This window comes from Arthrobacter sp. FB24 (assembly GCF_000196235.1).
Lineage (GTDB): Bacteria > Actinomycetota > Actinomycetes > Actinomycetales > Micrococcaceae > Arthrobacter.
Genome location: NC_008537.1, coordinates 74,847 through 99,529 on the forward strand (window position 1 = coordinate 74,847; position 24,683 = coordinate 99,529).

21 protein-coding genes are annotated in these 24,683 nt (G+C 65.4%); 13 read left to right on the forward strand and 8 right to left on the reverse strand.

The features are described 5' to 3' along the window. Window positions 1–516: 516 nt before the first annotated feature. The 3 genes from ARTH_RS21545 to ARTH_RS21555 are packed head-to-tail and all read left to right on the forward strand — an operon-like array spanning window position 517 to window position 2,634. Window positions 517–1,281, forward strand: coding sequence for a M23 family metallopeptidase (locus ARTH_RS21545; RefSeq protein ID WP_011689630.1), 765 nt, complete (start codon window positions 517–519; stop codon window positions 1,279–1,281). Beyond that, a complete protein-coding gene (locus ARTH_RS21550) occupies window positions 1,278–1,967 on the forward strand; it encodes a DUF305 domain-containing protein (RefSeq protein ID WP_011689631.1) in 690 nt (229 codons plus the stop codon). The genes ARTH_RS21545 and ARTH_RS21550 overlap by 4 nt, the downstream gene beginning before the upstream one ends. A 31-nt stretch (window positions 1,968–1,998) precedes the next feature. Beyond that, window positions 1,999–2,634 carry a DUF3105 domain-containing protein gene (locus tag ARTH_RS21555; protein WP_011689632.1) on the forward strand — a complete coding sequence of 212 codons (636 nt, stop codon included), beginning with the start codon at window positions 1,999–2,001 and terminating at the stop codon, window positions 2,632–2,634. A gap of 302 nt (window positions 2,635–2,936) precedes the next feature. Here ARTH_RS21555 and lgt (ARTH_RS21560) read toward each other — a convergent pair whose 3' ends face one another. From lgt (ARTH_RS21560) to ARTH_RS21570, 3 genes are all read right to left on the reverse strand, one after another. Further along, entirely contained in the window at window positions 2,937–3,896 is a 960-nt protein-coding gene (lgt, locus tag ARTH_RS21560; RefSeq protein WP_011689633.1) for a prolipoprotein diacylglyceryl transferase, read from the reverse strand. 206 nt (window positions 3,897–4,102) lie between these two features. Next, window positions 4,103–7,069, reverse strand: a complete 2,967-nt coding sequence (locus ARTH_RS21565; protein ID WP_011689634.1) for a Tn3-like element ISArsp6 family transposase — start codon at window positions 7,067–7,069, stop codon at window positions 4,103–4,105. 75 nt (window positions 7,070–7,144) lie between these two features. After that, complete coding sequence (locus ARTH_RS21570; RefSeq protein ID WP_011689635.1) at window positions 7,145–7,717, reverse strand: recombinase family protein; 573 nt, start codon at window positions 7,715–7,717, stop codon at window positions 7,145–7,147. A 575-nt stretch (window positions 7,718–8,292) separates the two neighbouring features. On the opposite strand from ARTH_RS21570, the gene ARTH_RS21575 reads away from it, so the two are divergent. The 4 genes from ARTH_RS21575 (at window position 8,293) to ARTH_RS21590 (ending at window position 11,058) form a co-directional block, all read left to right on the forward strand. Next, window positions 8,293–8,772 (forward strand): hypothetical protein, encoded by a 480-nt coding sequence (locus tag ARTH_RS21575; protein WP_043431415.1) that lies wholly within the window; start codon window positions 8,293–8,295, stop codon window positions 8,770–8,772. A 148-nt stretch (window positions 8,773–8,920) separates the two neighbouring features. After that, a complete protein-coding gene (locus ARTH_RS21580; RefSeq protein ID WP_011689637.1) occupies window positions 8,921–9,562 on the forward strand; it encodes a DUF305 domain-containing protein in 642 nt (213 codons plus the stop codon). 82 nt (window positions 9,563–9,644) lie between these two features. Continuing rightward, on the forward strand, window positions 9,645–10,535 hold the full coding sequence (locus tag ARTH_RS21585; protein ID WP_011689638.1) for a F510_1955 family glycosylhydrolase: 891 nt from the start codon (window positions 9,645–9,647) through the stop codon (window positions 10,533–10,535). Window positions 10,536–10,650: 115 nt separating this feature from the next. Beyond that, a complete protein-coding gene (locus ARTH_RS21590) occupies window positions 10,651–11,058 on the forward strand; it encodes a four-helix bundle copper-binding protein (protein ID WP_011689639.1) in 408 nt (135 codons plus the stop codon). Between the two features lie 468 nt (window positions 11,059–11,526). Here the strand turns inward: ARTH_RS21590 and ARTH_RS21595 are convergent, their stop codons facing one another. After that, a complete protein-coding gene (locus ARTH_RS21595; RefSeq protein WP_011689640.1) occupies window positions 11,527–11,919 on the reverse strand; it encodes a heavy metal-responsive transcriptional regulator in 393 nt (130 codons plus the stop codon). A 105-nt stretch (window positions 11,920–12,024) separates the two neighbouring features. On the opposite strand from ARTH_RS21595, the gene merA reads away from it, so the two are divergent. The 4 genes from merA (at window position 12,025) to ARTH_RS21615 (ending at window position 16,951) form a co-directional block, all read left to right on the forward strand. Then, window positions 12,025–13,455, forward strand: a complete 1,431-nt coding sequence (merA, locus tag ARTH_RS21600; protein WP_011689641.1) for a mercury(II) reductase — start codon at window positions 12,025–12,027, stop codon at window positions 13,453–13,455. A 246-nt stretch (window positions 13,456–13,701) separates the two neighbouring features. After that, a complete protein-coding gene (locus tag ARTH_RS21605; protein ID WP_011689642.1) occupies window positions 13,702–15,201 on the forward strand; it encodes an alkaline phosphatase in 1,500 nt (499 codons plus the stop codon). Window positions 15,202–15,289: 88 nt separating this feature from the next. Then, window positions 15,290–15,823: a hypothetical protein gene (locus ARTH_RS21610; protein ID WP_011689643.1), complete on the forward strand. Its 534-nt coding sequence runs from the start codon at window positions 15,290–15,292 to the stop codon at window positions 15,821–15,823. Between the two features lie 132 nt (window positions 15,824–15,955). Then, on the forward strand, window positions 15,956–16,951 hold the full coding sequence (locus tag ARTH_RS21615) for an arsenic resistance protein (protein ID WP_011689644.1): 996 nt from the start codon (window positions 15,956–15,958) through the stop codon (window positions 16,949–16,951). Between the two features lie 67 nt (window positions 16,952–17,018). Here the strand turns inward: ARTH_RS21615 and lpdA are convergent, their stop codons facing one another. The 4 genes from lpdA to resB form a co-directional block, all read right to left on the reverse strand. Beyond that, window positions 17,019–18,386 (reverse strand): dihydrolipoyl dehydrogenase, encoded by a 1,368-nt coding sequence (gene lpdA, locus ARTH_RS21620; protein ID WP_011689645.1) that lies wholly within the window; start codon window positions 18,384–18,386, stop codon window positions 17,019–17,021. A 261-nt stretch (window positions 18,387–18,647) separates the two neighbouring features. Further along, a complete protein-coding gene (gene lgt, locus ARTH_RS21625; protein WP_011689646.1) occupies window positions 18,648–19,529 on the reverse strand; it encodes a prolipoprotein diacylglyceryl transferase in 882 nt (293 codons plus the stop codon). Window positions 19,530–19,645: 116 nt separating this feature from the next. Further along, window positions 19,646–20,746, reverse strand: coding sequence for a c-type cytochrome biogenesis protein CcsB (gene ccsB, locus ARTH_RS21630; RefSeq protein ID WP_011689647.1), 1,101 nt, complete (start codon window positions 20,744–20,746; stop codon window positions 19,646–19,648). After that, the gene (gene resB, locus ARTH_RS21635; protein WP_011689648.1) at window positions 20,746–22,398 is read right to left on the reverse strand and encodes a cytochrome c biogenesis protein ResB; all 1,653 of its coding nucleotides are present in this window, start codon (window positions 22,396–22,398) and stop codon (window positions 20,746–20,748) included. Before resB ends, ccsB begins: the two co-directional genes overlap by 1 nt. A gap of 224 nt (window positions 22,399–22,622) precedes the next feature. Between resB and ARTH_RS21640 the strand changes: the two genes are divergently transcribed. Both ARTH_RS21640 and ARTH_RS21645 read left to right on the forward strand, forming a co-directional pair. Beyond that, on the forward strand, window positions 22,623–23,234 hold the full coding sequence (locus tag ARTH_RS21640) for a TlpA family protein disulfide reductase (protein ID WP_011689649.1): 612 nt from the start codon (window positions 22,623–22,625) through the stop codon (window positions 23,232–23,234). Window positions 23,235–23,522: 288 nt separating this feature from the next. Continuing rightward, window positions 23,523–24,569, forward strand: a complete 1,047-nt coding sequence (locus ARTH_RS21645; RefSeq protein WP_011689650.1) for a cytochrome P450 — start codon at window positions 23,523–23,525, stop codon at window positions 24,567–24,569. Window positions 24,570–24,683: the final 114 nt, after the last annotated feature.

The window sequence follows — 24,683 nt, forward strand, 5'->3', positions numbered from 1 at the left end:
CTTGCCGGCCCGGGCCTCGGGGAGATTGCTTCCCGCTGAATAGCCGGCAGCCGAGGGAAATGTTGGCGCCCCTGGATTCCTGCGGGTATTCGCTGACGGAGCCGACTCCGGCGATGTACTTCTTGTTGTGACCCCGCCCGCGCCCGATCGGGAAGGTCATCCTGTGCTCCGCAGCCTGCCAGTGCGATTGCGGCTGTCCCGGCCCGGGGCCGGCCCTGCGGTGAGCAATTTGACCGGGTCAACTGATCGTATGAAGATATTCACAGTCCTTTAATTCTACCGGCCGTAGAACAACTCGCACCAGCCCGGGTACTCACGGGGCCAGATTGTCACAGAATTGTAACGGAAGGCCTTTGGTTGTAACGTTGATTCAGAATTTCCTGTACTAAAACTTCCGATACCGCTTCCCGGGCGGGCCGCCTGCCACGGGTCACGCATGAGCGTGCGCGATTCGCCGGGCCCGGGGCAGCTTTACTTGCCGCGGCCGTCGATCGCAGGCGACCCGAAAGGATCCCCGTGCCAGTTCCTTCCCGCCGCGGACGCCGCATGGCGACACCGAACGACCGCCGGCGCCACCGGGCCGCCCCTGCCGCGGCAGGACGCCACTTCACACGCGGCGCCGAAGCCAGGCCCGTTGTCCGCGGGTGGATCCCCGGCGCGTCAGCGATGGCGGCAGCGGTGCTGCTCGCTGCCGGCCTCCCTGCCGCCCACGCCCAGCTCGGACATGAAATATCCGGACCGGCAGCTGCGCAGGAGGCACCCGAGACAGCAGGCCCTGGCGTCGAAGCATCCGCTGCGGCCACCCTCACCTTCCCCAGGACAGACGTCACCACCATCGCCGCGCCCGCCCAAGTAGCGGCAGTTGTTTCCTCGGCCCCGGCTTCCAAGGGCCTGGGCGCTCCCTTGGCCGCCATGTCGGTCACCTCTCCCTTCGGGCTCCGCACCAGCCCCATCACAGGCGGACCCGGGGAATTGCACACCGGCCTGGACCTGCAGGCAGCCTGCCGGACGGCCGTCTTCGCCGCCGGAGCGGGCACTGTCGTGGAGGCCGGCTGGTCCCCCAACGGCGGCGGCAACCGGATCGTAGTAGATCATGGCAACGGCATGAAAAGCACCTATAACCACCTCTCCTCCATCGAGACAACCATCGGGGCTGACGTGGCCCGGGGTCAGAGGCTCGCCGGAGCCGGAACGACAGGCAACTCCACCGGCTGCCACCTCCACTTCGAAGTCGTGCGCAACGGGCTCACCGTCGACCCCCGAGGCTGGATACAACCATGACCGACAATTGGTCCGAACCACGCGCCGGGACGCCGCGAAGACACCCGGCAGGAACATCGGAGCGTCTCCACCAACGCCTCTGGATCATCTTCGTGGCCGTCACGCTCCTCACCGCCGCAGCCTTCTTCGCCATCGGCCGGCTGTCCGCCGGACCCAAGGCCGTGCCGGACACCGGTGCGGACGCCGGGTTTGCCCGCGACATGCAGGCACACCACGCCCAGGCGGTGGAGATGGCGCTGTTGATCCGGGACAAATCGGGCAACGAGGAAATCCGGGCAATCGCCTACGATATCGCCACCACGCAGCAGCACCAGAACGGCCAAATGTTTGCCTGGCTCCAGGACTGGGGTCTATCCCCGTCAGGACCGACGCCGCCGATGGCGTGGATGCGGGCAGGAGGCGGCACCCATCAGGGTGCCACGCACACCGGGCAGGGTACCGCCGAAGGAACCATGGAAGGGATGGCCACGCCCGACCAGATGCAGGCACTGCGCAACGCGGCCGGGCCCGAGGCCGACCGGCTCTTCGCGGACCTGATGATCCGGCACCATCAGGGCGGGGTCGCCATGGCCGGAGCCGCCGTCGGACTTGCCGAGACCGCCCGGGTCAGGGACTTCGCCGCCCGGATCCTGGAAGCCCAGACCACGGAAATCACTGCCCTTCAAGAGCTGCGCGCCACACTGTAACCACTGACTCCGAAGAAAGCGAGAAAGCCCCATGGCTGCACCGAGGAAGGCGTCCGAGGAACGCACGGCGATTCTCAAGGCGCTGCAGGCCAAGCAGCGCGCTGCCCGGAGACGGCGGGCCTGGCTGATCTACGGCACCGGCGCGGTGCTGGTCGGCTCCATCATCGCGGCGGTGACCTTCGTGGTCGTCGGCGAGGTCCGGCAGCGCGAAGAGACCAAGGCAGCGGATTCCCGTCCGGTGGAAGGCGAGCAGGACTACCCCGACCAGTCCAGGAACCACACCCGCGAACCCGTCAACTACCCGCGGACACCGGCCACGGGCGGGGACCACGCCCCGGTGTGGACGAACTGCGGCATCTATACGGCCCCTGTTAAGCAGACCCAGGCCGTGCACTCCCTCGAGCACGGCGCCGTGTGGCTCTCCTACCGGCCGGATCTGGCAAAAGACCAGATCGCAGAGCTAACCGACCTCGCCGGCACGCAGGACTACCTCTTGCTCAGCCCGGTCACCGATCAGGCCTCCCCGGTGACCGCCACCGCATGGGGAAAACAGCTCTCCACAGACAACGCGGCAGACGAGCGCCTGGCGGCCTTCATCACGAAGTACCGGCAAGGCCCCCAAACCCCTGAGCCCGGCGCAGTTTGCACCGGCGGCGTCCAGGGCTGACCCGAAACGCTCCACCCAGCTAACTGCGCCGTCGGGGCAAGCAGCCGCGACCAGAGCCATCGAAGGGCAGCGACCGCGCGCCGAGCGCCTACGACGGCGTAGTCAACGCCCTGGCAGACGAGATGGATACCCGGAACCTTATCGCGTCGTCGGCATGCTTATCGGCGCTGCAGCGCCAATCCATCGTCCTTGCCGATTCCGGATCTTTGACCCATCGGTGATTGCGGAAACTTGGTTGACCGGGCTTCAATTGCCGTATTTAAATGCTCAGGTGTTGCGACGATGGTTCGAATGCACCCTTATCATCGCAATCGGTGGCGATCGTTTCTGCCGTCCGGCGTATCCCGGCGCGGCTCGGGAGGGCGCCCGTCAGTGTGGGTTTCAACGGCGCCGACTTTGCCGGTTGTTCCGGGGATCGCTTCGGACCGTGGCCGGGATCTCAGGACCAGGAAGAGCCCGAGGCCGGCAAGAAAGAGCAGACCGGAAACCCAGGTGTTCACGCGCAGCCCCATGATCGTGTTGGCATAGTCAGAGCGCATCAGCTCGAAGGCAAAGCGGCCGGCTGTGTAGAAGACGATGTAGAGGGCGAACACCGATCCGGCGCCGAGCTTGTACCTGCGATCCAGGAGCATCAGCAGCGACGCGGCGGCCACGCACCACAAGGACTCGTAGAGAAACGTCGGCTGGAAGTATCCAAGGACCTCCGGGGTGCCATCGGCAGCGGTCACCGCCTGGCCGGTGGCCGGGTTCATTGCGTGGATCTGGAGTTTCCACGGCAGAGCCGTCGGCTCCCCGTAAAGCTCATTGTTGAACCAGTTACCCCAGCGGCCCAGTCCCTGTGCCAGGAGCAGCCCCGGGGCGGCAGCGTCCGCGAATGTTGCCAAGCGGACGCCGGCCCGTCGTGCCCCGATGGCGGCGCCGACAAGGCCGAAGGCGACGGCGCCCCAGATTCCGAGCCCGCCTTCCCAGATTCGGAAAGCCCCCCACGGATCCTTCCCCGGCCCGAAATACAGCTGGTTATCTGTAATGACGTGATAGATCCTGCCACCGATGATGCCGAACGGAACGGCCCACACGATGATGTCCAGGGCCTGCGCAGTTGTACCGCCCCGGGCCCGGAGACGGCGGGCACTGAGCCAGGTCCCCAGAACGATGCCTCCCAGGATGCAGAGCGCGTAGAAGCGTATGGTCAGCGGCCCGAGTTCGAAAGCGCTGACCGTCGGCGACGGTATGAAGAAGTCCGGCAGTGCTGAAGCTCGCAAGGAACCCGTCCCTTAGATAGGAGAAGCGGGCCATGATGCCCTTCTAGATGGTATGCGCTACCACATTGGATGAATGGTCGCCAGGCATGGATCCGTCAGTCCACCGCGAGTGCCCCCCGCCAGCCTGTCTGCGTCCCGCCTCGGCCCTCACACTTCGCGCTGAGGACCTTTCAGGGGTGGCTTGTGAAAAAGTGAAATATCCGACGTTAAGGTTTTGCCGGGCGGCGTAGTGGCCTGTATTTGCCGGGTTTGATCTGGTTGGCGCGGGGCCAGGTGTAGTCGCCGGTGAGGTTGATGTGTTCCCAGCCCAGGGGTGAGAGGAACCGCAGCAGGTCAGGGTCCGTGGCGTTCCCGTCCTTATTGAGGGTGGTGATGGTGCGGTCGAGGTAGACGGTGTTCCAGAGAATAATGGCCGCGGTGAGAAGGTTCAGTCCGCTGGCGCGGTAGCGTTGCTGTTCGAAGGAGCGGTCGCGGATTTCGCCGAGGCGGTTGAAGAAGACGGCCCGGGCGAGGGTGTTCCGGGCCTCGCCCTTGTTCAGGCCGGCCGTGACTTTGCGGCGCAGGCCGGGGTTCTGGAGCCAGTCCAGCAGGAAGAGGGTCCGCTCCAGTCTGCCCAGCTCCCGCAGCGCGAGTGCGAGCCCGTTCTGGCGCGGGTAGGCGCCGAGTTTTCGCATCATCAGGGACGCGGTCACGGTGCCGGTCTTGATGGACGCGGCGAGGCGGAGGATTTCATCCCAATGCAGGGCAATCATTTTCGTGTTGATGGTCCCGCCGATCAGCGGCGCCAACGTGGCAAGTCCCGGATCGGTGGTAGGTGTGTAGAGACGGGTGTCGCCGATGTTGCGGATCCGTGGGGCGAACCGGTACCCGAGCAGGTGCATAAGAGCGAAGAGGTGATCGGTGAATCCGGCCGTATCCGTGTAGTGCTCCTGGATCGCCAGGTCGGACTCGTGGTAGAGCAGCCCGTCCAGGACGTAGGTCGCGTCGCGGTCGCCGACGTTGACGAGCTTGCTGTGGAAGGGCGAGTACTGGTCCGAGATGTGTGTGTAGATCAGCCGGCCGGGCTCGGCACCGTACTTGGGGTTCACATGCCCGGTGGATTCGGCTTTGCTGCTGGCACGGAACCGCTGCCCGTCCGATGAGGAGGTGGTCCCGTCGCCCCACTGTGCGGCGAAGGGGTGTCCGTGCTGGGTGTTCACCAGTTCCGCCAGAGCGGCGCTGTAGGTTTCGTCCCGGATGTAGGAGGCCTGGTGGCGGTCCAGCTGGGCGTAGCTGACGCCGGTGCATGACTCGGCCATCTTCGTCAGGCCCAGGTTGATTCCGTCCGCGAGGATGGCGGTGAGAAGAAGTTGCTTGTCTTTGGAGGGCTGGCCGGATTTCAGGCTGGTGAAATGGCGGGTGAACCCGGTCCAGCCATCAACTTCCATCAACAGATCGGTGATCCGGATCCGCGGAAACATTGCGCTTGCCTGATCGATCAGTGGCTGCGCGTGTTTTGGCACGATTGTCTCCAGCGGGGTGATTTTCACGCCCTTGTCCGTGACCATCACCCCGGGCAGTTCATCGCGGGAGGCGAGGTCGTTGACATGGTGCAGCCGTTCGTTGAGCAGGGCCAGCCGGTTCTGGAGATAGCTTTCGCCGCCGTCGGTCGTGACCAGAGGCAGCTTCCCGGTGGTTTTCATAACCGTGTAGTCAGGACCGGCAAGAAGGTAGTCATCGAAGTCACGGAATTGACGGGATCCGGTGACCCACAAGTCTCCGGAACGAAGCGCATTCTTTAGTTCCGCGAGGGCACAGAACTCGTAGAAGCCCCGGTCTATGCCGTTTTCCGTGAAGACCAGCGGCTTCCACCGGGGCCGGACGAACGAGGTGGGCGCATCGTCGGGGATTTTTCGGGCTCCGGCGGTGTTCAGGGTGCGGACGAGGTTGATTGCTGCCAGCAGGTCCTGTGCCGCCGGGGCCGCGTTGAGGTCAAGGACGGCAAGAAATGCCGGGGTGTAGCGGCGCAGGGTGGTGAAGTGGGCGCTGACGAGGGCGAGGGGGTCCTCGAGGGCCGGGCGGGTCAGTTCCTTGGCGTGGGCGATGCTTTCGGCCAGGGATTCCCAGCCGATGGCCGTTTCGATGGCGGCGAAGGGATCTTCGCCGTTTTCCTTGGCCTCAAAGAGGGCATCACCGAGCCTGGAATGGATGCGCATCATGGCGGCGACGGTGGAGCGGGATGCCAGGGTGGCCTGGTTTTGCTTGTTCTGTGCGGTCCGGATGAGCCGGCCGATGATCCGGTCGTGCAGATCGATGATTTCGTCGGTGACGGTGGCCATGCTTTCGGTGGCCATGGCGAAGAGGGTCGCGTACCGGCGTGCCGGTTCAAATCTGGCCAGATCCGCCGCGGTCATCGAGGCACCCTCCCGGGCAAGCTTCAGCAACCTGTTCCGATGAACCAGCCGTCCCGCAGCCCAGGGCAGCTCCAGCGCACGCCAGGTGGTGAGCCGGTCGATGTGCTCATTCATCGCCCGCGCGTTGGGTCGCAGCGGCGCCTGCCGCAGCCAACCGATTTCCGTCAGAGAACTATCGCGGCGGCGGCGCAGCAGCCCGTCGAGGCGTTGCCGGTGACCCACGGTCAGCTGCTCACCCAAAGTGAGGTAAATCCGCCTATTGGCCCTGGTCAGCGCCTGCGCACAGGCCTTTTCAATGACCCCGATCCCGGGCAACGCGACCTTCCTTGCCTGCAGGAAATCCCTCGCGCTTTCGACCAGGACCAGGCCCTTGTCCGTGTGCGCAGCCACAACACCCACATGCTCCACGAGCCAGCGGTAGTCCGCGATGCCGAACGCTGACATGCCCAGATACCCGCGGATCTCCCGTCCATGCTCCTGCCGCGTTTCCTCACGTGTTCCATACTCGTCCCAGGCATCAATGGAAACGCCCAGGCTGGAGGCCAGCCAGGCAATGAGTTCCGGCGGCACGTCGGTGTCGTCGGCCAGCCCGATGCCCGGGTGGCGCAGCAGACACAGCTGGACCGCAAAGCCCAGCCTGTTCGCGTCCCCGCGGCGTTGCCGGATCAACGACATATCCGCATCACTGAGCGTGTAGTGGGCTGCAAGGTCCTCTGTTTCAGCGGGCATTGCCAGGATTTGGCCGCGCTCGGCAGCCGTGAGCAAAGAACGCAGAGCCAACTCATGTCTCCTTTGCCGCTACGTTGCCGCCCCACGGGGTCAGCATCTGTACCTGCAGCAGCGGACGGCCACCGCTCATGGCTTCGCCAAGTGCCGGTAGATGGTGGGCCGGGTGACGCCGAATTCCTGGGCGATGTGCTCGACGGTGTGGGCCCGTTTCCCGTCGGCGTTTTTCTCCTCGTACATTTCCCGGGCAAGCCTGACCTGGCGGGGGCCGAGTTTTGGTTTCTGTCCGCCGGTCCTGCCCCGCGCACGTGCGGCGGCCAGCCCGTCCCGGGTTCGTTCGGACATGAGGGCGTGTTCGAACTCGGCGATCGATCCGAGGATCTGGAAGAACATCCGGCCGATGGCGGTGGATGTGTCGATGCCCTGGTCCAGGACGATCAGGTCCACACCGCGTTCCTGCAGCGTCTTGGACAGGTCGATGAGGTGCTCCAGGGACCGCCCGAGCCGGTCGAGTTTGGTGACGACGAGCTGGTCGCCTTCCCTGTTTGCGGAGAGCAGGGCCTTGTCGAGTTCGGGTCTGCGGGAGAGCTTTCCGGAGGCTGTGTCGATGTAGACCTGATCGCAGCCGGCCGCTGTCAGGGCGTCGTGTTGGGCTTCGGGGTGCTGGTCACGGGTGGAGACCCGACCGTATCCGATTCGCATGACCAAAACGTATCACTAACCCTGCTGTACGTTACACAGCCGCGTACACGGCAAGCGTTACAAAGCTGACCGCGTGGTTCCGCGGTTCCGAAAAACCGGTCCGAAGTGTCTTGTGAACGATCGTTACCGGACATGGTGGCGCCGGGCGGATATGGACGAATTCACAAGCCGCCCGAGCTGTGACTGTTAACCGCAAATGGCCGCCTTTTTTCACAGCTGGGTTCGCGGTTTTCGCACAGATGGCCTCGAATGAGCTGCGGTGCGTGAGGCGGTCACCTCTGCCGGGTACACGTTTAGCGGCAACTAACTCTTCGACGCGGTACACAGCCTCTGCCAGGGAAAGCGGCCGTCCCCGCCGACGGCGAGGCCGCGCGCATCACTCAGGCCAGGCACAAGGGCCCGCGTAACCCGATACCTTACTCCTGACTCCGGTCAAGGACAGTCGTAGAGCACCGGCACCGGATGGTGAAACTGAACCCCTCCCTGGCACGTTGAAACCTATGGTCGTGACCTGCGAGGAAACCCCCGGCCGGTACCCTTGGATTATCGAACCGGCACGGAAGGAAGGAAACGTTGTGACCGCAGTATCGCGCGGCCCCGTCACCGCTTTCCTCCTCCGTGCAGGATTTCTGACCGCGGCCCTGGCCATCATCGCCGGAATCTTCGGCATGCACATCATGACCGATGCGCAGAACATGACCGCGGAGCATGGCATCTCCGTGACAGCTGCGGCCCCGGCCATGGCGCAGATGGAAGGCATGCCGACCGGTGCCAACGCCGGCCACGGGCCAGGGTTGTCACCGGCTGCGGCACCAGTGGTCGGTGCGGCTACCGGGTTGTCGTCTTCCTGTTCCGCTGCAGGGTCGTGCCCCGAGATGTCCGCCACGGGCAATGCCTGCGTGCTGTCACAGGGAAACACGCCTCAGACAGCTCCCATGCCGGGAACGGCACCGTCCGCGCTGCCGGATTTCGCTGGCGCGGCCGTCGTCGGCACCAACTATTCCTACTCACCGGGCAGCCCTTCCCCGGGCGAGCTCTGTATCAGCCGGACGTAAGCCGGCACGCTTGCGCCGTGTCCTTCCCCGGCGCATAGTCCAGCCACCAGCACGCGTGAAACAGTCCGGTCTCCGGCCGGGCCGGCCACTGCGCGCAATGTCCAAGGCGCCCTGAGCGCCGCTGATACTTTTGAGGACCCTGATTTTCATGAAGAAGACCCTGACCCTTTCCGCTGCCGCCATCGCCGCAGCAATCGCCCTCGCCGGCTGCTCCGCCGGTTCGGGGACCGGCAGTCCGGAGGCAAGCACCACGTCCGGCATGAACCACGGCAGCTCCGGCACGGCTTCAAGCTCAGCCCCGGCAGCTTCGGCAGCAGCTTCGGCGGAGTTCAACGACGCGGACACCATGTTCGCGCAGATGATGATCCCGCACCACACCCAGGCCGTGGCCATGAGCGACATCATGCTCAAGAAAGAAGGCATTCCCGCCGCGGTGACAGACCTTGCCACCAAGATCAAAGCGGCCCAAGGCCCCGAGATCGAGAAAATGACCGGCTGGCTGGAAAGCTGGGGCCAGCCCACAATGATGCCCACGAACATGCCTTCGACCCACAGCATGTCCGGGATGATGGGCCAGGACGACATGGCCAAACTCGAGGCCGCGCAGGGCACCGAGGCCGCCAGGCTGTTCCTGACCCAGATGATCGCCCACCATGAGGGCGCCGTCATGATGGCCAAGACCGAAACCACCGACGGCAAGAACGCCGACGCCGTCCAGCTCAGCAAGGAGATCGTGAGCTCCCAGGAAGCCGAAATCCAGGAAATGAAAGACCTCCTGGCCACCCTGTAGCCAGCCCACATCCGGCACCGGCCCCCTTCCCGGGGGCCGGTGCCCTCCCACAGACATTCCCGTTGAGCCTTTGGAGTTCCCCGTGCCCCTGCACTCTTTGACCCGTCCCCGTCCAGCGGCTGCCCTCGCCGCAGCCGCCGCCCTCCTGCTGACCCTGACCGCCTGCACCCCCGGCTCCACCACCGATACGCCGGAGGCCGGCACCGCACCGACCACTGCGGCCCCGGGCCTTCCCAGCTCCCACGTCCATGGACTCACCGTGAACGGCACAACCGGCCAGGTGCTGCTGGCCACCCACGACGGCCTCTTCGACGTCACCAAGTCCCCGGCCACCAAAATCGGTGACACCAACGACCTGATGGGCTTCACCACAGCCGGTGACAAGGGCCCGTTTTACGCCTCCGGCCACCCTGGGCCCGGATCGGACCTGCCCAACCCGATGGGTTTGCTGAAGTCCACTGATGGCGGCAAAACCTGGGAACAGCTCTCCCGGCAGGGCGAATCCGACTTCCACGCCATGACCACCACCAAATCCGGCATCATTGCCTCCGATGGGACGCTGCGCACCAGCCCCGACGGGAAGACCTGGAAAACCGTGTCAGCCGGGTTTACCCCGGCAGTCCTGGCCGGGCATCCCGGCAGTGACACCGTTCTGGCCACCACCCAGGAAGGAATCCAGCGCTCCACCGACGCCGGCACCACATGGAAGCCGCTGGAAGGCGGCCCCGTGATCCAGTTCGCCGCCTTCGCGAACCCGACCGAGGCCGTAGGTGCTGAACCCAACGGTACCGTGCACTACTCCGCTGACACCGGACAGACCTGGACGAAGAAGGGCCGCATCGAGGCCCAGGTGCTGGCCATCGCCGCAGTCAAGGGCGACGACGGCAGTCCACGGATCTGGGCTGCCACCCCGGACGGGATCGTTGCCTCCACGGACGGAGGAATGACGTTCCAGCCAGCCGGCGCCGAATAGCCCCGTGATTCCGGGTTGTCCCTGACCTGTCGGGCGTACCGCCGGCGGGTCTAGGGTGAGGGGGACGGCCGGGAACGGCCCGGCCGCCCCCTCGCCCAGCGACAGGAGCCACCCCATGAGCCACCACGTCAGCGCCATGCTCAACGCCCACCCCCAGGCAGACCCTGCCATGAGCCGGGACAGCCTGGCCGGATGTATTGCCGCCTGCTTCGAGTGCGCCCAGACATGCACGGCCTGCGCGGACGCGTGTCTGGGCGAGGACATGGTCGCCGAGCTCACCACCTGTATCCGGACAGATTTGGACTGCGCCGATGTCTGCGCGGCCACAGGGAACCTCCTGTCCCGGCAGACCGGAGGGCAGAGTCCCATCACGCTTGCGGCGTTGGAGGCCTGCCGGGCAGCGTGCGCCGCCTGCGCCGAAGAGTGCCAAAAGCACGCGGGGATGCACGAGCACTGCCGGATCTGTGCCGAAGCCTGCCGCCGCTGCGAAGCCGCGTGCGGTGTCCTGCTGGCCGCAGGCTAGGACCTTTCGGTAGCTGCGCGTTCTTAGGGCACGGGGGCCGGGGCCGGGCACAAGGCGTTCAGGACGACGACGTTAACCAGCCGGAGTACACCGTCAAGAACACGCCCGTGGTCTGCACCCCGTTCAATGAGCCCTACCAGGAAGCCTGGAGGTTGTGCCGGCGCGGCCGCACGGGTGCAGCCGTGACCTCGACGGCTGCGCAGACGAAAAATTCGTGCGGACGACTTCTGAACTGACAGCGACGTTCCAGAACAAGTGCAGACGAGTGTGAAATTCCGTGCAGATGGCTCCTGAGAATGTCAATCTGATTCGGTCCCACTTTGAGCGGAAATCGCAGTTTGAGGGGGCCCACTGGGGGGGCGTGATGCGGCCGGGCCGCTTGCACTTTCGTCGCAATTCCAACACGAAAGTGACAGCCTGGTACTCGTTGTCTTTGAGTGCGGGTAGCCTCGGCGGGACGGTGACGGGTCAGAGGTAGCGGCAGATCTCGTCTGGGGGGCAGGCCTCGGGTTGTTTGGGTTCGGCTGCCTGGGCGTAAAGCTGGGAGATCGTTTCCCTAAGGGCCAGGAGCTCAGTGGTCTGGGCATCAAGCTCTGTCAAGCGCTGCCCGAGCAATTCCCGGACGTGCGAGCACGGCGTCTGGCCTCGGTCGCGGATGTTCAGGATCTGCCTGATCTGGGCGAGGGTGAGCCCTGCGGCCTGGCCGCGGTGGATGAAACCGATCCGGCCCACGACGTCTTCTGAGTAATCGCGGTAGCCGGAGGCGGTGCGTTCGGCGGGAGGAAGCAGCCCTTCTGCTTCGTAGAACCGCAGGGTCTTGGTCGTGGTCCCGGTTGTTTCTGCGACCTGCCCGATCTTCATCTTCGCCGCTCTCCCTCATGCAATGCATCGACTTGACCTTCCACTGTACTGGAAGGTTGATGATGGTTCCAAAGGGCTTTTTGATGCATTGGGAAGGACAGCGGTATGGGAAACGAACGGTTCGATCTGGCGATCATCGGTTCCGGTGGCGCGGCGTTTGCGGCCGCGATCCGGGCCAGGGGGCTGGGCAAGCGGGTAGTGATGATTGAGCGTGGCACCTTGGGCGGGACATGCGTGAACACCGGGTGCGTGCCGTCGAAGGCGCTCCTGGCTGCCGCGGACGCCCGGCACGTGGCGTTGGACTCGGCCCGCTTCCCCGGCGTGATGGCCTCGGCCGGGGCCGTGGACATTTCGGCCCTCATCGAGGGCAAGGCTGCACTTGTTGAAAGCATGCGGACAGAGAAGTACGTCGACCTTGCCGCGGACTATGGCTGGGCCATGCTCCAGGGAGACGCGGTATTCACCGGGACCCAGGACACACCTCTGCTCCAGGTCACCTCACCGGGCGGTGCCGTTGAGACGATCGAGGCCGCACACTACCTTGTGGCCACCGGCTCCACACCATGGGCGCCGCCCGTTCCCGGACTGGCCGAGACCGGCTACCTGACCTCGACCACGGCGATGGAACTGGACGAAGTGCCCGAATCGTTGCTGGTCCTTGGCGGCGGCTATGTCGCCCTAGAGCAGGCGCAGCTGTTCTCCCGGCTCGGCTCCCGCGTGACTATGCTCGTCCGCTCCAGGCTCACCTCGCACGAGGAGCCGGAAGTATCCAAGGCGCTGGCCGGGGTCTTCGCGGATGAGGGGATCCGGGTGGTCCGGCGGGCCACCGTGGACTCAGTGAGCCTCGATGAGGCCACCGGCGGGGTCAGCGCCACCGCTTCGGTGGCCGGTGGACAGGAAGTGTTCCGGGCCTCCCGGCTGCTCGTGGCCCTGGGGCGCCGGCCCGTCACCGAGGGGCTGAACCTCGACGCCGTCGGGGTGAAGACCGGCACGTCCGGTGAGATCGTGGTCGATTCCCGTCTGGCCAGCTCGAACCCCAGGATCTGGGCTGCAGGGGATGTCACCGGCCACCGTGAGTTCGTCTACGTCGCCGCGGCCCACGGCGCCCTTGCCGTGGAGAACGCGTTTACCGACGCCGTGGATGAGGTCGACTACCGGCATCTGCCGCGGGTGACCTTCACCAGCCCGGCTGTGGGTGCCGTCGGGATGACTGAGCAGGACGCGGTCGCTGCCGGTATCCGCTGCGACTGCCGGGTGCTGCCCCTGAACTACGTCCCCAGGGCCCTGGTCAACCGCGATACCCGGGGATTCATCAAAGTCGTTGCCGACCGTGACACCGGCCGGATCGTGGGCCTCACCGCCGTGGCCAAGGACGCGGGCGAGCTGGCCGCCGCGGGCGTCTACCTGCTCGAGGCGGGGATGACCACCGGGCAGGTCGCCGGCATGTGGAGCCCCTACCTGACCATGGCCGAGGGCATCAGGATCGCCTGCAAGGCCTTCACCACAGACGTCTCCAAACTCTCCTGCTGCGCCTAAAACGCGGCCCCCTCCGCCTGAAGAAAGGAAACGCCATACCACCACGTGAGAATTGGTGAAGATATCCGGCCTTCGGCGGTGATTCGTGTCGCACCGTTGATCTTGTTCTCAGAATCGATGTTCACCTCCCGGCTACCGGCCGGACACAGGGAAGTCCGGACATGTGAAGGTTTCGCTCTTAGGGTTTCAACCCGGGCACCAACCCCTTCATTCACTCGTTCGCAGTTTTTCCTTGGGAGATCCCTGATGCGCCGCACCCTATCCATGCTTACTTCAACGGCGGCGGTTGCCGCCGTGCTAACAGCCGTCGCTGTCAGCGCCCCCGCCACCGCCGCCCCGGAGGGGAACAACGGCCGGACCAAGAACGTCATTTACCTGCTCGGCGACGGCATGGGCCGTACCCACGTCACCGCCGGCCGTGAACGCTTCTACGGAGCCGCAGGCAAACTGGCCATGGAAACCCTTCCGGCCCAGGGCTACGTCAGCACTTACGCCGTGGAAAAGAACTCCGGCCAGCCCGGTCAGACTGACTTCAAACCGAACCTCGTCACCGATTCCGCCTCCGCCGCCACCGCCTGGGCCTCCGGGGTGAAGACCTACAACGCCGCCCTCGGCGTGGACGCCAAGGGCGCAGTGGTCCCGACAATGATGGAACTGGCCAAGAAGGCCGGCTACCGCACAGGCAACGTCTCCACCGCCGAGATTACGGACGCTACCCCGGCCTCGCAGATGAGCCACTCCCTCGCCCGCGGCTGCCAGGGTCCTGTCTACTCAGCCGCCGCGTGCCAGGACACCAGCATCACCGGCACCCCGCTGCCGACCAGTGACGTCCGCGTCACCCCGATTGCGGACCAGATCGCCCGCAACGGCACAGCAGACGTCATCTTTGGTGGCGGCTTAAGCCGTTTCGACGCCACGGACGAAACCGCGTTGAAGGAGCAGGGCTATTCGGTCCTGGGCTCGGTCTCGAGCCAGATCCCCGCCACCCGCGCGGACCTGAACGGGGCCGCCGGTGAGAAGGTCTTCGGCTTGTTCAACAAGGGCAACCTGACCGTCGAGAAAGCCAAGCAGGACAACCCCGCCGCGCCTCAGGCGCAGGAGCCCTCCCTGCCGGAGATGACCAAGAAGGCCATCGAACTGCTCGATAAGAAAAAGGAAAAAGACTCCAAGGGCGACGGGTTCTACCTGCAGATTGAGGGGGCTTTGATTGACAAGCGCTCCCACGCCAACGACGCGGCCCAGGCCCTTGAGGAAATCAAGGCCTTCGACGACTCGGTCGCCGCTGCCCTGGATTTCGCCAAGAAGGACGGCAACACCTTGGTCATCGTGACTGCAGACCATGAAACAGGCGGCTTCAGCGTCATCGAAAAGGGCTCCTTCACCAACGCCGAAGCAGCCGGGCCCCCGGCCAACGTCGATTCCGGCAACACCGCCAATAGCTCCACCCCGACCCGGCCTGGCGGAAACGTCAAGGACCCGACCCGCTCGAGCGGCATCATCAACGGCGCCGGCGCTGCAGACCCGAAGAACTTCGGCCCGGCCACCTTCCGGACCCCGAATGACCCAGCCGAGGTCAAGGACGGCTCCAAGGAGGCCAGTCTCTGGCTGAACTACCTTTCGGGCAACCACACCGGTGCCGACGTGCCTGTTTACGCTTACGGCTCAGGATCAGAACAGTTGCAGGGCAGCGTGGACAACACCGATCTGTTCGACATCGTGGGCAACGCCTTGCGCGTCCTGCGCTGACCTTCGCGGAGAACTAAAACTGCAAGACTGGCCGTGGCCCGGGGGGACAAGAACGAACCCCGGGCCACGGCACATCCAAAGGAACACCATGAACCGCAAATCCCGGATTCTCCTGATGGCAACCCTCGTTGCTGCATCCCTCGCAGTACTTGCATTCGTCGTACTGGGCAGACAGGGCTCTACCTCTCCGGCCGGCGACAAGGTCCCGCTGGCCGCCGCGAAAACATCTTTCCCTGGCCTTGCCGCTGCCGAGGGTGAACCGGACCTGCCCGGACTCCAGACGACCCGGCCGGCCCCCGGCCAGGTCCTCCATGTCCGGGGCCCCTTTGATGACAGGCTGGTCTTTGAAGGCCTGACCTTCGACGGTCAGGCAGCCACAGGAGCGGTCAGGATCACCGGTGATGTCAGCAAACTGCTCGATCTCCAGATACTCGCCGGGTTCTACGATGACCGGGGCACCATGGTCGGAACCGCCCGTTTCGTCCACCACCTCGGCAGCCAAGGACACAGCCACTCCGGAGCGCCGGAAGAACGTGAAGAGTTCAGCATTCCCGTACCGGCCGAGATTAAGGCCAAAGCCGTTTCAACGGCAGTAGGCGTACCCGTCCTCGTCAATGAATAATTTGTCCCGAAGACCCAGGGACCAGCTGTCTTGCCCGCGGATGCCACCACCCGGCTGAACGAGCCTGCCGCCTTCGCTCAGCTGCTGCAGGGTTCCTCGCCACCGGGAGACGCAGGAAGCGCATCATCTAGCATGGGTACGGTGAAAACCCGCAATCTCCCCGCGTGGGTGGAGCGTCATCAGATCGGCCTGTACCTTGCGGCCATCGCTGTCGGCGTTGCCCTCGGCTTTCTTGCTCCCGGCTCGGTGGGGGCGCTGGAGCGCTCGATTTACCCGGCCCTCGGACTGCTGCTCTATGCGACTTTTCTCGGGGTTCCCTTTGCCTCCATCGGCGCGGCAGTCAGGGATCTGCGGTTCCTGGCGACAGTGCTGGTCCTGAACTTCGTCGTCGTTCCCGCTGTGGTGTTTGGTCTGACTCGGTTTGTCGCCGGAGATCCGGCGCTGGTGGTCGGCGTCATGCTCGTACTCCTGACGCCGTGCATCGACTACGTCATTGTCTTCACCGGTTTGGCCGGAGGGGCCAGTGACCGGCTCCTGGCCGCCGCTCCGGTATTGATGTTCGTGCAGATGCTCCTGCTACCGGTGTTCCTGTGGGTTTTCATCGGCCCCGACGTGGCTGGGGCTATTGACCCGGCACCGTTTGTCGAGGCCCTGATCGTTCTGATCATCATTCCCCTGGCCGCAGCGGCCCTGACCCAGGCGCTGGCCCGCCGGACAAACCTGGGCCGGACCGTCATGGCGGCCATGCAGGCTTCGATGGTTCCCCTCATGATGGTCACGCTGACCGTGGTAGTCGGTTCACAGATCACAGGAGTGAGCAGGGAACTTGGCTCGCTGCTTGTGGTGGTTCCGGTCTATGTGGCTTTCCTGCTGGTGATGGTTCCGCTGGGACTGTTGGCGGCCAAAGGCGCCCGCCTCGATCCTGCGTCCACCCGTGCCGTTGTCTTCAGTGGCGCTACCCGAAATTCGCTGGTTGTGCTGCCGCTGGCGCTGGCGCTTCCCGGGCCGCTGGCCTTGGCCGCGCTGGTCGTCGTCACCCAAACTCTCGTCGAACTGATCGGCATGGTCCTCTACGTCCAGTTCCTTCCCCTGATCGTGCCCAAGGAACCCAACCGGCAGCCCGCCTAAGCACAGGCGCGCCGTCCCGGGCTCCGCTTCAATCAACCACCTTGAACGCCCAGCCAGGAAGCGCCGGTCAGCCGTGGGCGTGCAGGGGCTTGCCGGCCAGGGCGAGGGCCGCTTCGCCGATGGCGTCGTTCTGGGTGGGGTGGGCGTGGAGGAGGCTGGCGACGTCCTCGGGATAGGCTTCCCAGTTGACCATGAGCTGGCCTTCGCCGATGAGCTCGCTGACCCGGGCGCCGAGCATGTGGACGCCGATGATCGGGCCCTCCTTTTGGCGGATGAGTTTGATGAAGCCCGCGGTCTGCAGCATCTGGCTTTTGGCGTTCCCGCCGAGGTTGTACTCGACCGTCTCGATGCCGTCGGCACTGAACTGTTCCTTCGCCTGGGCCTCGGTGAGGCCGACAGAGCCGGCCTGGGGCTCGGAGTAGGTCACGCGCGGGATGCCGGATTCGATGATGGGTGCCGGGCTCAGACCGGCGATTTCTTCGGCGACGAAGATGCCTTGCTGGAAGCCGCGGTGGGCCAGCTGAAGGCCGGGCACGATGTCCCCGATGGCGTAGACGTTGCCGACACCGGTGTGCAGCCGGTCGTTGGTGGGCACGAAGCCGCGTTCCATGGGGATGCCGGCGTCCTCGTAGCCTAGCTTCGCTGTCACGGGGCCGCGGCCCACGGCCACGAGCAGTACTTCGGCCTCCAGGGTTTTGTCGTCCTGGGTGGTGACGGTGACGCCGTCATCGTTCTGGGAGACACCGGCGAACATGGTGTTGGTGAGGAACTTAATGCCGCGTTTCGTGAAGGCCCGCTGGAGGCCTTTGGACAGGGATTCGTCCTCGTTGGCGATGAGGCGCGGAAGGGCTTCGATGATGGTTACTTCGGTACCGAAGGAAGCCCAGACCGAGGCGAATTCCACACCGATCACGCCGCCGCCGAGGATGAGTGCGCTCTTGGGGACGAAATCCATTTCGAGTGCCTGTTCGGAGGTGATCACCCGTCCGCTGATGTCCAGGCCGGGCAGGGATTTCGAATAGGACCCGGTGGCCAGCACAATGTTTTTGCCCCGGTAGCTGGTGCCGTCGACTTCTACCGTGTCTGCGGCGGCCAGCGTACCCCAGCCCTGGATCAGGTCGACGCTGCGGGAAGAAACGAGGCCTTGGAGTCCTTTATAGAGGCGGTCAACGACGCTCGCCTTGAACTTTGTCACCCCGGCCATGTCGACGCGGCCGAAGGCGCTCTCCACGCCAAATGCTTCGCTCTCCCGGATGGTGTCGGCCACTTCTGCTGAATGCAACAGCGCCTTGGTCGGGATGCATCCACGGTGCAGGCAGGTCCCGCCAAGCTTGTCGCCCTCAATCAGGGCCACCGTCATGCCCAGCTGCGCCCCGCGCAGCGCGGCGGCGTAGCCGGCGCTGCCGCCGCCGAGGATTACGAGGTCATAGGTCATGGTTTTCCTCCCGATGGAGCGAATTGAGGGGCGAGTCCGTGATTGAGGGAGCGGCGTTGCCCGCACCTAGGGGGAGCACAGGAGCCCCGAAGGTCGCCGTGGTGGCCAGTGTGCCTTGCCCATGAAGCCCCCGCATCTACACGGCTCCCGGATGTGAGTCCTGTCCCGATATTATGCCTGATACGGATCCTCAGGGGTCTTTCCCAGACGGGTGGTTGTTCCGTTGGCATGATGTGCGGAGCGATTGCGGCCTCCGGGTCTTTAGCGGGCCGGGTCCGGCAGCGTGCCGTTCGTTTCCACCTTTGACCGGGTACGGGATCTGAGCTGTTGGAAGAAGGCCAGCCCGGCGATGAAGACAACTCCGGCGACCCAGGTGTTGACGCGCGCACCCAGAATCGTGTTCGCTTCATCGGAGCGCATCAGTTCGAAGGCAAACCGGCCGGCCGTGTAGAAAACAATGTAGAGGGAGAAGACCGCTCCGGCTCCGAGCGTATATTTGCGGTCCAGGAATATCAGCAGTGCCGCCGCGGCCAGGCACCAGAGGGACTCGTAGAGGAAGGTCGGCTGGAAGTACCCGATGACCTCAGGGGTCCCTTCTGGAGTGGTCACTGCCTGTCCTGTGGTTGGGTCCATGGTGTGGATTTGCAGTTTCCATGGCAGGTCCGTGGGTGCGCCGTAGATTTCGTTGTTGAACCAGTTTCCCCACCTGCCCAGGGCCTGCGCCAGGAGCAGTCCGGGAGCGGCGGCGTCAGCGAACGCGGCGAAGGGGACTCCGGCGCGGCGGGCACCGATAGCTGCCCCGACCAGCCCGAGGGCAACCGCACCCCAGATGCCAAGGCCGCCTTCCCAGATCCGCAGGGCACCCCAGGGGTCCTTACCGGGCCCGAAGTAGAGCTGGTTGTCGGTGATCACATGGTAGAGCCGGCCGCCGACGATGCCGAAGGGGACGGCCCACATCACAATGTCCAGTGCCTGTGACGAGGTCCCGCCCCTGGCCTTGAGACGGCGGACGGTCAGCCAGGTGCCGACAGCGATGCCCGCGAGGATGCAGAGCGCGTAGAAGCGGATCGTCAGGGGGCCGAGCGCGACGGCGCTCAGCGTTGGTGAAGGCAGGAAGATCTCCTGCGTGGAGAACGATTGCATGGTTCGAGCTCACTGAAAGTAGGTGTCAGGAAGCGGCCACAGGACGGCGGCCGCCGAAAGCAGCATGCCCTGGTCCCGCCGCGGCAGGTTGGTACGCCCGGGCAGCTGTGAGGACGTCACAGGCCGGAGTAGGAGTGCAGGCCGTTGAAGAACTGGTTCACGATGGTGAAGTTGAACACCACGCACAGGTAGCCGACGATGGACAGCCAGGCGGCGCGGGTGCCGGTCCAGCCGCGCGTGGCGCGGGCATGGAGGTAGCCGGCGTAGACCACCCAGATGACGAAGGTCCAGACTTCCTTGGTGTCCCAGCCCCAGAAGCGGCCCCAGGCCTTTTCGGCCCAGATGGCCCCGAACATCAGGGTGAAGGTCCAGCCGATGAACCCGAGCGCGTTGATGCGGTAGGAGAGGTTCTCCAGGCTGAGCGCCGAGGGAACCAGACGCATGAACCCGAGCCTGTCCGCGCCTCCGGCAGCTACGGTTTTCTGGCGGTGGGACTGGACCAGCTGCAGGGCGGACATCGCGAAGGTCAGGGTGAACAGTGCCGAGGACAGTACGGCGATGGAGACATGGATGATCAGCCAGTAGCTCTGCAGCGCCGGAACGAGGTGCCCCACGGGCGTCCAGTAGGCGATCGAGGCGGCCACCTGCATGATGATGGCCAGACCGATCACGAAGGTGCCCAGGAAGCGCAGGTCGCGCCGGGTCAGCGCGAGCAGGAATACCGCCACGGCCACGAAGGCGCCGGTGGTAAGGAACTCGTACATGTTGCCCCATGGCACCCGGCCCGCGCCGAACGCACGGGTGACCACACCGGCGCCGTGGATCAGGGCGCCGAGTATCGTGAGGGCCACCGCCACCCGGGCCGGGACGCGCCGCCCGGGGGCGTAGCGCATGCCGGGTTCGGCAGTTTGGCCTGCGCCGGCCGCATCCGTTCCCGCTCGGCGGGCGGTTGAGCTCGGGCGTTCGGCTATGCCGGCCGGGCCGCCGACGTGGGAGGCCAGACGGTCACCGGAAGCGGCGGCGCTGATTCCGGCGCTGACCGGAACGCCGGCACGTGCAGGGGCCGCCTCTGCGGCTTTGAGGTCCACCGCGCGCAGGACCTTGCTGCTGCGGGCCAGGTCCCAGGCGAAGGCGATGAACGCCACGGTGTAGGTGCCTGCGGCCAGGAGCATGAACAGCTCGCTGTATTGGCCCATGGTTTCGTTGATGTCCGGCATTAGTGCTCCTTCGGTGAGCGGGCAGGGACGTTGGCGGCGTCGGTCGCGTGGGGCTCGGCGAGGTTCCAGCGGGCCATGAGCCGGGCGCGGATGGCCGCGGCCTCGGGTGCGAGCCGGTGGTCTTCGCCGCGGGCCAGCAGCCCGTATTCGATCATGGTGCGGCCGTCCTCGTGGGAGCCGGCGCGGAGCCAGACGCGGCGGCGGTTCACGTACAGGGACACGATCAGCCCGGCGACGGCAATCAGGGAGAAGATCAGGACCCCGTCCTGGCCCGGGACTGTGCGGATGTCCACCCCGATGTAGCGTTTGAGCCCGTCAAAGCTGATCGAGCCTTTGCCCTCCGGGAGGGTGTAGCTCTGCCCGGCGTCCAGGACAATCCCGCCGGCCGGCAGATCCCGGCCGTTGAGCTGGGTCAAGGTCTTTACGTCCAGGTTGTAGACGTTCTGGGGTTTGCCTGTATCGAGCCCGAGATCACCGTAGTAGGAGTTCAGGTTCAGTTGCGGGTTCAGCGGGTCCGGGTCGAAGCTGTAGGACACACCATCCTGGTTCTTGATGGCCGAGGGCAGGAAGAACCCGACGAAACCCAGCTGGGAGGGCGAGGCGTCCGGGACCTTGAGGACAATGGTGGAGGTGTACACGGCGTCGTTGGGGACGGATACGACAGGGCCGCTGAACGCGGTGTTCCCGTCCCCGTCTTTGACGGTGACGATGGGTGCGTAACCGTTGCCGACGAGGAAGATGCCGGTTCCGCCGAAGTAGACCGGTTCGTTGACTTTCAGGACCTGCTGCTGCGGGGCCGCGTCCGGGCTGTTCCGGGTCGTCAGGGAGGCTTTGAAATCGATGGGCTGGCCGAACTGCCGGGTGGATTCGCGGTCGAAACGGACGTCGAACTTGTCCAGGGTGACGGCGAAGGGATCCAGCCAGGAGGTCTGGAAGTTGGTGCCGGGGGTGAAGTTGTCGTAGCCGACGAGGGTGTTGACGAACGTGTCGCCTTCGATGATGATTTTTTGGCCCCGGTAGCCGAACAACCCGCCGACCGCGACGCTGACCAGCACGCCGATCAGGGCGGTGTGGAAGAGGAGGTTGCCGACTTCCCGCAGCAGCCCCCGTTCGGCTCCGAGGGAGGGCATCGCGCCGTCGGCGTCGCGGATGTCGACGCGGTAGCCGCGTTTCTTCAGTACTGCGGCTGCGTCCCGGACGGCGTCGCCCGGGCCGACAGCGGCGTCTGCCGGCAGCACGAGCGTGCCGTATTCGGGCAGACGCGACAGCCGCCGGGGGGTCCGCGGCGGGGCTGAACGCAGGGCCTTCCAGTGTGCCCGGGCCCGGGGTATCACGCAGCCGATCAGGGAGATGAACAACAGGATGTAAATCGCGGAGAACCACGCCGAGGAATAGACATCGAAGAGCTGAAGGGAGTCAAGGATTTTCCCGTACTCCGGACGGTCCTTGATGTACTGGGTCACCACGGCAGGGTTAGCCGGGCGCTGCGGGAACAACGAGCCCGGCACCGCGACCACGGCCAGCAAAAGCAGCAGAAAAAGTGCCGTCCGCATGCTCGTCAGCTGGGTCCACGCCCAGCGCAGCGTCCCGGCGGGGCCCAGCGGCGGGAGGACCGGCGCTGCCTTAGCATCCGGGGCGTCAGGTAGGGACATCGCTGCCTTCCAGTCGGGGTGTCAAGGGCGGGTGAGGTCTGCAACCCCGCAGTTCTACCTTACGTAGAATTAGTACAAGTGGGTGGCCGGCGCTTCGCCACGCCCCTTCCTGATAATATCGTCTGAAGACGATTGAACCGATTCCGGTTGAAACCTGAGCCTGGGCGTGGCGTGAAAACGGCACGTCCAGGACCACCATCCACGTCATAGGAGGAAGCCATTTGATGAACACTCCATCCGGCGGCGGCAGCCTGACCCGGCGCAGCATCTTTACGGGCCTGGCGGCTGTGGCCTCCCTTGGCTTGGCCGCCTGCGCCGGACCCGATCCGCTCGTCCAGCAGGCGGCGGCGGGGGATAACAAGAACTACATTGCCGGTGACGGATCGGTGCAGGAATACGCCGAGGGGTCCCGCGGCGCTCCGGTGGCCTTGAACGCGAACCTTTATGACGGCACGCCCGTCAGTTCCGGTGACTGGGCGGGCGCGGTCACAGTGCTCAATTTCTGGTACGCAGCCTGCGCCCCGTGCCGTGTCGAGGCCCCGCACCTGGAATCGCTGTACCAGGAGTTCTCCCCGCAGGGAGTGAAGTTCCTCGGGATTAACGTCCGGGATGAGAAGCCGACGGCGGAAGCCTTTGAGCGGACCTTCGGCGTGACGTATCCGAGCGTGCAGGACAAGGACGGGAAGGTACTGCTCGCCATGAGCCGCTTCGTCCCGCCCCAGGCGGTCCCGACCACCCTCGTCCTGGACAAGGAAGGGCGAGTTGCGGCGAGAATCCTGGGTGGACTGGACAAGAGCACCCTCAAAGCCCTGATCACTTCCGCACTCGAGGCCTAGGAAAAGCCGGGACGCGGGGGTTCCCGGACGCTCCGGCCGCATGCGAACACCCGGAATTCCGGCCATGCCGGAGCGGAACGAGAGAAGGCTGGTCCGTCATGACAGTGCAGTTGCCTGAGGGTTCCTTGGCTCTTCTGCGTGAGGGGTACACGTTCATATCGAGCCGGTGTGACCGGTTCGGCACCGATGCGTTCCGCACCCGGCTGATGCTGCGCCCGGTGATCTGCCTTCGCGGGGCGGAGGCGGCCGAGTTCTTCTACGGCGGTGGCCGGTTCGGCCGCAAGGGCCATGCCCCGCTCTGCCCAGCACCTGCTGCAGGACGCCGGCAGCGTGCAGTCCCTCGAAGGGCCCGCCCACCGGCACCGGAAACAGCTGTTTCGTGACCTGATGACCAAGGAATCGGTGGACCGTCTCGGCCAGGCTTTCGACACCGAATGGCGCTCCGCGGCGGAGCGGTGGCGTGGCGCGGGCGCGGTGGTACTCCATGACGAGCTGCGCCGGATCCTCACCGCAGCCGCCTGCGAATGGGCCGGAGTGCCGGCAGACCAGGCTACAGTGGGCCGCCGCGCCCGGGAACTGAGCCTGATGATCGAAAAGGCCGGCGCGGTCGGGCCGGCGAACTGGTATGCGCGGTGGCGCCGCCGCGGAACCGAAAAATGGGCCGCCGACTGCCTCGACACCATCCGCCGGTCCGGCCCGGACGCGGCCAGGGACACGCCGGCCGCGTCGATCGCCTTTCACACCGACGAACACGGCAACGCACTCCCGGTTGACACCGCGGCGGTGGAACTTCTCAACCTGCTCCGGCCCATCGAGGCCGTCAGCCGCTTCATGGTCTTCGCAGCCGTCGCCCTGCAGCAGCACCCCGAATGGAAAGACATCCTGAACGCAGGCCAGGACGCAGACCTGGACTGCTTCGCACAGGAAGTCCGCCGGTATTACCCGTTCTTCCCCTTCGTCGGCGGCACGGCCCGCCAACCACTGCAATGGAAGGGCCAGACATTCAAAGAGGGTCAATGGGTGCTGCTGGATCTGTACGGCACGAACCACGACGGCCGGATCTGGAAGGATCCGGAGAGCTTCGACCCTGCCCGGTTCCGCGCCTGGCGGCCGGACCCCCACACCCTGGTTCCCCAGGGCGCCGGCGACCCTGCCGCGGGGCATCGCTGCCCCGGTGAGGACATCACCGTTGACCTGATGCGGCGGGCCGTCCGGGCACTGGCCGCGGAGACCGGCATGAGCGTACCCGCCCAGGACCTGAGCATCGACCTTACCCGGATGCCCGCGCTGCCTCGAAGCGGTTTCATCCTCTCAGGACGCCCCGGACCGCACTGACACGGCTCCGCACATACCCCTGCCGCGGCGCCATAAGCGCGCTGGCCCCGGACCTGCACGCGGAACGCCATGAAGGTTGCGGCTGGCACATATCACCGACTTTGGATATCATCG